The following is an 8,588-nucleotide window of genomic DNA, read 5'->3' on the forward strand; positions in this document are numbered from 1 at the left end:
CATGGACGCTTTAAACGGTGTGAAGTTCAGTACAGTAATTAAAAACAGCAATTATATCGTCAGAGATCATCGGGTTCACGGAGTACGGATCATGCCGGGTGTGACGCTGCTAGACATGATCTACCGGTTCCTGCAGACCAAGGGCATCAACCTGCGGGATATCGAGCTGCGCAAGGTTCTGTTCAGCGAGCCGGTCTCCACCAGCGGACAATATGATAAAAAAATCCAAATCTCGTTCACCAAAAAAGCGGACGGATACGAGGTCGTGGCGCAGAGCCGGAAGATTAAGGAGCACGAGCTTCTTGACAGTACCTGGGATGAAAACCTGCGCTGTGAGCTGCATTTGTCCCCTGCGCGCACCGGCGAGAGGAAATCAATCGACATTCAGCAGATTAAAAGTCTGAGTCATCGCGTAGAAGATATGGACCATGCCTACAGCTATGTACGGAGAATTGATATCCGCCATCTGGAATTTATGAAGGGTCTGGGGAAGCTGTATTACGGCGATCAGCGTATCCTGGCTGAGATTACCCTGGGCGAGCTGGCGAAGGAATATATGGACCAGTTCTACATGCACCCTTGTTATCTGGATGCGGCAACGCTGGTTCAGGGATTCGTCGTATTGCAGGAGCTGGATTTCTCCAGGGACATTCAGGCTTCCATTCCGATGTTCATCGAATCCTTCCGTTCCTATGAACCGATGAAGGAGCAGATCTATGTCTATATCAAGGATGAGGGTTATCCGGATGGAGACATCAAGGACCTGATGTATTTCGATATCGAGGTGTATAACGGGCAAGGACAGGAGATTGCCAGCTTCAGACGCTGGGGCCTGAAGAAGATCCGCTCCAGGGAACTGATCAGCGGGCCTCTGAAGGTTCAATCTCCAGCAGCTTCCCCACTGGCTTCGTCCGCACCTGCTAAGCTGGAGCCGGTCCAAGTCAAAGCCCAAGCTCCGCTGGCCCGTATAGGAGATCCGGCGGAAGAAGGTATGCGCAAGGCTGCCGTCACCGCTTATCTGAAGCGGCTGGTAAGCGGTCTGTCCGGAAGGGATGAGGCTGAGCTGCGGACCGATGAGGGTTTTTACAATCAAGGGCTGAACTCACAGCATTTGCTGGACATCGTCAAGCGGCTGGAAGAGAAGCTGGGATGCCCCCTTTACCCAACATTGCTGTTTGAATACGCCACGATGGAGGAGTTAAGCCAGTATATTCTCCGGGAGCATAGCGATTCGTTTTTTGGCTCCGATACAGCGGCTGGCGATGTGCATCAATCGGTCAAGCCGGAACCGTCCGCTGCGGCCATTCACGCCTATACCTCCGCTTGGATCAACGGCCCGCTAACACAGCTTAGCGAGTCAGGATACCCGGGACAGCAGGAGCAGGTACTGGTCTTGTGCGGGCAGCAGGATGAGCTGCTGTCTCTGGCGGGAATAGAGGCAGGCAATCGCTACACCTTTGTGCTTCCGGGAGAGCAATTTACCGCAGCAGAAGCTGGCATTTACCGCATGAACTTTAACTGCGAGGATGATTACAGGCAATTGGCAGATGAATTGCAGGCAGCGGACCGCATGCCCACAGTTCTGGTCAACAGCCTGAATTGCGGCGGGCGGAAGCAAGGCGGTCTGCCGGAGTCCGAGCAGCAGGTGATCCCCATGTTCTACATCCTGCGGGAGCTGCTGAGAAGCAGAATTAAATCGGCAGTAAAGGTGCTGTATTTCTTCGATCAAGAAGGTTCTGCCGCTCATCCGGGCGATGCAGCGATGGAGGGATTCCTGCACTGCATCCAATCCGAAACGGATAAGGTGGCTTATAAATGTATTGGCCTGGATGCGGAGAACCGCAGGCAGCTCCGGACTATTTTCCAAGATGAACTCTACAGGGGCTGGGATAGCGGACGCCGTGTGGTGTATGAGCAGGACATACGGAGAATACAGACCTACCGTAAGGCAGGACGCGTAGCTGGCGGAGGTAAAACGGCCATTCGCAGCAATCAGGTCTACTTGATTACAGGCGGAGCCGGAGGCATCGGACTGAAGCTGGCAGCCCATGTTCTGCAGCAGGGCGGGACAGCCATTCTCTGCGGCAGAGCTGCCAAGCTGCCGGAAGAGGCTGCAGCAGGGTTAGGCGCGCATCAGCGTCTGGAGTATGTAGCTTGTGATGTAACGGACCGGATATCGGTGGAGCGCCTGCATGCTTTTGTGAAAGAGAAGTATGGGGAATTGGACGGAATCTTTCACTGTGCGGGACTTACACGCGATTCGTTACTGGTGCATAAGGACAGTGATGAGCTGCGTCAGGTGCTGCGGGTGAAGGCGGAGGGTACGGCCAATCTCGATGAAGTGTTCAAGGCGGAGCCGCTCACGTTTTTTGCCGCTTTTTCCTCCGTGGCGGGAATTCTGGGCAATCCAAGTCAAAGCGATTATGCGTATGCCAATTTATATATGGATGGCTATATACAGCAAAGAGAACTCTGGAGAGCGCAGGGGCTGAGAAGCGGCAAATCCCTGTCCGTCAACTGGCCACTCTGGCGCGAAGGCGGCATGAAAGGCGACGAACATACGGAGTTTGCGCTAAAACACAGATTTGGCATCTCGCTCCTGGAGACTTCCGCAGGGATAGAGGCGCTGGAATGGGCGCTGCAGCGGGAAGAAACCCTATTGCTCATGGTTCCGGGGGAAGAAAGCAGGATTGACGCTGTCTTGGTCCGGGACGGGGAGTGGAATGAGGAGTTACATAAGGAAACGGCGGCTACACAGCCTGAGATGGCACCGAATCCGACTATCCGTTCTGCCGGAGGTACAGAAGAGGATGACCTAGCGATTATCGGAATCAGCGGGAGATTTCCGGGTGCGGACAATCTGCCGGAGTATTGGGAGCTGCTCAAGGCAGGACGGGACGCCGTATCGGAGATCGATCCGCTGAGGTGGAGTCATGAGGAGCAGCAGCAGATTGCCCGGGAGAGCTGGGGCAAGGACAGCTCCCGGTGGGGCGGCTTCCTCCGCGATGTGGACAAGTTCGATTCACTGCTGTTCAATGTGGCCCCTTATCAAGCCGTGCTGATGGACCCGCATGAGCGGGTATTTCTGGAGCTGGCCTGGGAAGCATTCGAGGATGGCGGGTATATCCGGTCTGCGCTCAAGGGTCAAAAGGTAGGCGTATTCACCGGAGCCATGTGGATGCAGTACCAGCTCTACAACACCAGCCGGCAGGTCTCCACTTCCACCCTCTCGTCCATTGCCAACCGGGTCTCATATTATTTTGGGCTGACCGGACCTTCGCTGGGCATTGATACCATGTGTTCCTCGTCGATGACGGCACTGCACATGGCCTGTCAAAGTGTGAAGAATCAGGATTGTGCCATGGCCCTGGTTGGAGGGGTGAATCTCTCCGTGCACCCGGATAAGTATCTTCTGTTGTCCCAAGGGAATTTCGCTTCCTCGGATGGCCGGTGCCGCAGCTTCGGCGAAGGCGGCGATGGTTACGTGCCTGCCGAGGCAGCGGGCGCCATTCTGATCAAGCCTCTAAGGCAGGCAGAGCGGGATCATGACCGGATCTATGCAGTTATCAAGGGCAGCGCCATTAATCATGGCGGGGAGGCCAGCGGGTTCACGGTTCCCAATCAGCGTGCACAGGAGGAGGCCGTGTCCGAAGCGATTCGCAGAAGCGGCATCGATGCCGGCACCATCAATTATATCGAAGCGCATGGCACGGGGACCTCGCTGGGCGATCCGATTGAGATCAAGGCGCTGATGAATGCTTTTGCTCCCCATAAGGATGAAGCCTTCAGCTGTGCCATCGGTTCAGTCAAGTCCAATATCGGCCATGCCGAAGCAGCTGCAGGCATATCCTCCATCGCCAAGGTGCTTCTGCAGATGCAGCACGGGCAGCTTGTACCATCAATTCATTCTGAACGAATTAACCCGCATATCCGGCTTGGCGATTCGGGCTTCTACATTCAGCAGAAGCTGGAGCCGTGGAAGCCGGTCACCCGTAACGCAAACGGGCGGACAACGGTGTACCCGAGACGCGCCGGCATCAGTGCTTTTGGTGCGGGAGGTTCTAACGCCCATGTCATTCTGGAGCAATATACCGGCAGCAGAAGCAGAGGGAATCAGGATCAGCAGAATGTTGATAATGATCCGTATATCTTCATATTATCCGCGCAGACCCCTGAACGGCTGCAGGCTTATGCCCGGCGGATGAAAGCTTTTATGGAACAAAGAACAACAGAGGGCCACGGTAGTCATAAGGACATGACAACTGCCCTGCAGGAGGTCATTGCTCAAATGCTGGACCTTCCGGTCACCGGGATTGGACAGGATCACTCTCTGGAGGAGCTGGGCCTCGGGCCTGTTGAATTCATCCAGCTGTGTGACAGGCTCCTGGCGAGCTTTGGCATCCAGGCAAATGCTTCTGCCGTTAGCGGTGACTTAACAGTGGAAGAGTTCAGCAGTCAGCTTGTACACGGAGTTGCAGGTATGGAAGGTTATGAGGCTGCTGAAGTCAGGGCCGGGGCGGTGCAGAAACTGTCGTTGCCGGGGCTCAGCTATACACTTCAGGTGGCCCGGGAACCCATGAAGCACCGGCTGGCTGTCGTGTACCGTACACTTAGTGAGCTGCTGGTGACGATCGGGGATTATTTGGAGCAGCGGGCATCCGCTCAACTGTTCACGTCAGAGGCAGGCACGGCTGCACAAGGGCAGGCAAGCAAGGCGCAAATGCAGAGCCATGTACAAATCCAGGCGAATCCGTATACGCTGGGCGATGCTGAACGCCTGGCCCAGGCATGGGCGGAAGGCGCAGCTATAGACTGGCGGACATTATACGGGAATGACGTACCTGAGCTTCTTTCGCTGCCGCATTATCCGTTTGCCCGTAAAAGCTATTGGATCGAGCCGATTAACCCTTCACAACTAATTACAACTATACAAGAGTATGCAGAACCCGCTCCAAGTGCCGGATTCGCAGCGCCTGAAGCATTTCCGGCGTATGCGGGAAATGAAGTTATGCTGGAGCATGTGGAGGGCGGCGTCGCTATTATCCGGATTCAGGATGCCAAGCATAACAATACTTTTACCCATGAGGTTATACAGGGGCTTACCCATTGCTTCCAGGCCGCGCAGCAGGATGAGCAGGTCAAGGCGATTGTAGTTGCCGGGAATGAACGGATCTTCTCCATGGGCGGAACCCAGGAGCAGCTGCTGGATATTTCCGACTCCAAGCTGAGCTTCACAGATGCGCCGATTTTGTACAGGGGGATGCTGGAGTGCCCTATTCCTGTGATCTCTGCGATGGAAGGCCACGCTTCCGGTGGCGGCCTGCTGTTCGGACTGTATGCGGATATTGTGGTTATGGCTGAGGAGAGCTTGTATTCCGCTGCTTTTGCCAAATACGGCTTCACTCCGGGGATGGGCGCAACCTTCATTCTGGAGGACAAACTGGGCAAGAATCTCGCGGTTGAGATGATGTTCACGGCCAAAATGTATTCCGGCGAACAGCTCAAAAGCAGATCAGCCTCCGTCATCTTCCGGGCAAAGGACAAGGTGCTGCAGGAGGCGGTGTCGGTTGCCCGGCTGATAGCCGAGAAGCCGAGGACCACGGTCAGTGTGCTGAAGCAGGAGCTGTCCAGCCGGGTGCTGGATTCATTGCTGCAATGCGTGGAACGTGAGAATGAAATGCACCGGATTACCTTCACCACCTCAGAGGTCAAAGCAAAGATCCGCCACTTATACCGGGCCGCGGAAACAGGGGGGAATGAGCGGGAAGCTGTAACGGCAGCAACCCTGTCTGCACCTGAAGATAAAGGAAACAAGGCAAGCCTGCCGACCGGGGGTATACATTCCGGTTTAACGGACCATGACGGTTCAGCAGGAGCCGGACGGAACTTCAAGGACGAACTGACCCGGATCATCGCTAACCGGATACAACTGGATGAAGCAGAACTGGACGAGGATATGAATTTCAAGGATATGGGTGTGGATTCCATCAGCGGCGTTGAAATTGTGCGCGATCTCAATGAGAGCTTCAGCCTGCAGCTCGACACCATCGATATCTATGACTACTACTCTATTAATCTTCTTGCCGCGCATATCGGGCGCAAGCTGGGGGCGTTTTTACAGGTTAAGGAAGCGGAAGTAACGGGAATACCGGGATTATTGGCAGTATCCGCAGTCTCGGGAACATCATCAGGTATAAAAGGGGAAGCAGCAGCCGGGATCTCAGGAGGGCTTGCCGGATCAGGAGTATCAGAGATATCCGCCAGCTCTTCTGCCTCATCGGTTAACCAGGAGGACCGTGATCTGCTGGAGCTGTTGTCCAGGCTGAACGAGGATGAGCTGGATGTGGACGAAGTAGCCCAGTTTTTGGAGGTGTACTATGAGTAACGGCGAGACGATCAAGGACATATTGCAGCAGATCAAGGACCATAAGCTGGAGGCACGCGAAGGTCTGAGACGTATCCATGAGCTAAAGCAGCGGGGAGATGCGGTTTCCGGTGCAGAGCAGACCCTCTCTCCGGAAGCCGTGGAGCAGCAGGTCAAGGATGTGCTGTGCCGGGTAGTGAAGCTTCAGCCGGAGGAGCTGAGCCATGAGCTTTCTTTTAAGGAAATGGGCATTGATTCGATCAGCAGTGTGGAAATTGTCCGCGATCTGAATGAAGCGCTGCATATCCAGCTTGACGGCATCGTGCTCTATGATTATCCGACCATTCCCGAGCTGGCCCGGTATATGGTAGATGAGATTCAGAAGAACAGCGGCGCAATGCCGGTGAAGCGAATCAATGCCAGTGCTGCGAATGCGAACCCGCAAGAGCAGATACACGAACCTGTCCAGTCCCAGCGTTTGAACCACAGATATGAATATATGAATGATCTAATCGATCAATTCTCGACAAACAAACCGGCAGCAGCGCCGTCCAAACCGAAAGCGCCAATGAAGGAGCCGGTGAACGACTTTAAGGAGCCGGTAAAAGCTTCTGAACCAGCCGCAGTCTCGCCGCCCGCCGCCCGATCCCTGAAGCCACTAACCGGGCGTCAGGCCAAGGAGGAACAAGCATCTGCGGCGCAGGCTGCCTTATCCGCTGGACAACCGGCCTCTGGAGCGCCCAAGCTGACACTGAAAACCGGCCCAGCCCCCATAGCTCCCGCAGCTTCAAGTACAGAGGCTACAGGTAAAATCAAACTGGGCTTTGCCGCCTCCCGCCCTGCGGAAGAACCGGTAAAGATCATGCCGGAAGCTCCACCAGGAGTTTCCGTTGACCAAGCCCTAGCCGCCGCGGCAGAAGGCATTGCGATTGTCGGGTTATCTGGCAGATTTCCCGGCGCTGCTTCGGCGAGAGAGCTGTGGCGTAATCTCCGTGACGGTGTAGCCAGCACGGGTGAAATTCCCGCCAGCCGGTTCGATATTCGGGCATGGTATGACGAAGACCGGAAAGCGGATCAGAAGACTTATTGTACGGTTGCCGGACTGCTTGACCATGTGGATGAATTCGATCCGTTATTCTTCAATATTTCTCCTAAGGAAGCGGAGATTATGGACCCGCAGCAGCGGATTTTTCTGGAAGAGGCCTGGAAGGCGCTGGAGGATGCCGGATATTCCGACCAGGCGGTGCAGGATACCCGCTGCGGCGTATTTGTCGGCTGTGCACCAAGCGATTATACCAAGCATCTGGAAGCGAACCGTCTAAGCAATACCGCAGATGCTTTTACCGGAACTTCTTCGTCGATCCTGGCTGCGCGAATCTCGTATTTTCTCAATCTGAAAGGCCCGAGCATTTCAATAGATACCGCCTGTTCCTCGTCGCTGGTTGCCGTACACCAGGCATGTGTCAGCCTCTGGAATGAGGAGTGCGACATGGCGCTGGCCGGAGGTATCCGGCTGATGATTACCCCGGACAGCATGGTGCAGAGCAGCCAGATGGAAATTTTGTCAGCGCAGGGCGTATGCAGACCCTTCGATCAGGAAGCAGACGGAACCTTGCTGAGTGAGGGTGTAGGGGTCGTGGTGCTGAAGCCGCTGAAGCAGGCGCTGGAGAACAGGGATCATATCTATGGTGTAATCCGCGGCTCAGGTGTGAATCAGGACGGCCGGACCAATGGCATTACCGCACCGAGCGTGAACTCTCAGATTCAATTGGAGAAACGCGTGTACGAGAAGTTCCGCATCGATCCGGCCGAGATCAACTATGTCGAAGCGCATGGAACGGGCACCGCTTTGGGGGATCCGATCGAAGTAAAGGCCCTGACCGAAGCGTTCCGCGAATTTACGCAGGACAGCCAGTATTGCGCGCTTGGGTCCGTCAAAGCCAATATCGGACATGCCACAATGGCCGCCGGTGTCGCCGGAATGATCAAAATCCTGCTGTCTCTGAAAAACAGACAAATCCCGCCGCTGATCCACTATAACCGGCTTAATGAGAAGATCAGGCTGGACGGAAGCCCCTTCTACATCAACACCGAGCTGGTAGATTGGCCGGAGAACAAACGGGGCTCCAGAATGGCTGCAATCAGCGGGTTCGGCTTCAGTGGCACGAACTGCCATATCGTCATCGAAGAATACCGCAGGGGAAGCTAGAAGCTGTAAGAGCGG

At 55.1% G+C, this 8,588-nt stretch carries 2 protein-coding genes; both read left to right on the plus strand.

Going from position 1 to position 8,588, the window contains the following annotated elements:
• Window position 1 precedes the first annotated feature (1 nt).
• Window positions 2–6,385 (plus strand): SDR family NAD(P)-dependent oxidoreductase, encoded by a 6,384-nt coding sequence (locus MHI42_RS01295; RefSeq protein WP_342422453.1) that lies wholly within the window; start codon window positions 2–4, stop codon window positions 6,383–6,385.
• Window positions 6,378–8,573, plus strand: coding sequence for a beta-ketoacyl synthase N-terminal-like domain-containing protein (locus tag MHI42_RS01300; protein WP_342422454.1), 2,196 nt, complete (start codon window positions 6,378–6,380; stop codon window positions 8,571–8,573). The genes MHI42_RS01295 and MHI42_RS01300 overlap by 8 nt, the downstream gene beginning before the upstream one ends.
• Window positions 8,574–8,588 lie beyond the last annotated feature (15 nt).

The sequence above is a fragment of the Paenibacillus sp. FSL E2-0178 genome, from assembly GCF_038593005.1.
In the GTDB taxonomy this organism is placed as follows: Bacteria; Bacillota; Bacilli; order Paenibacillales; family Paenibacillaceae; genus Paenibacillus_AQ; species Paenibacillus_AQ phytohabitans.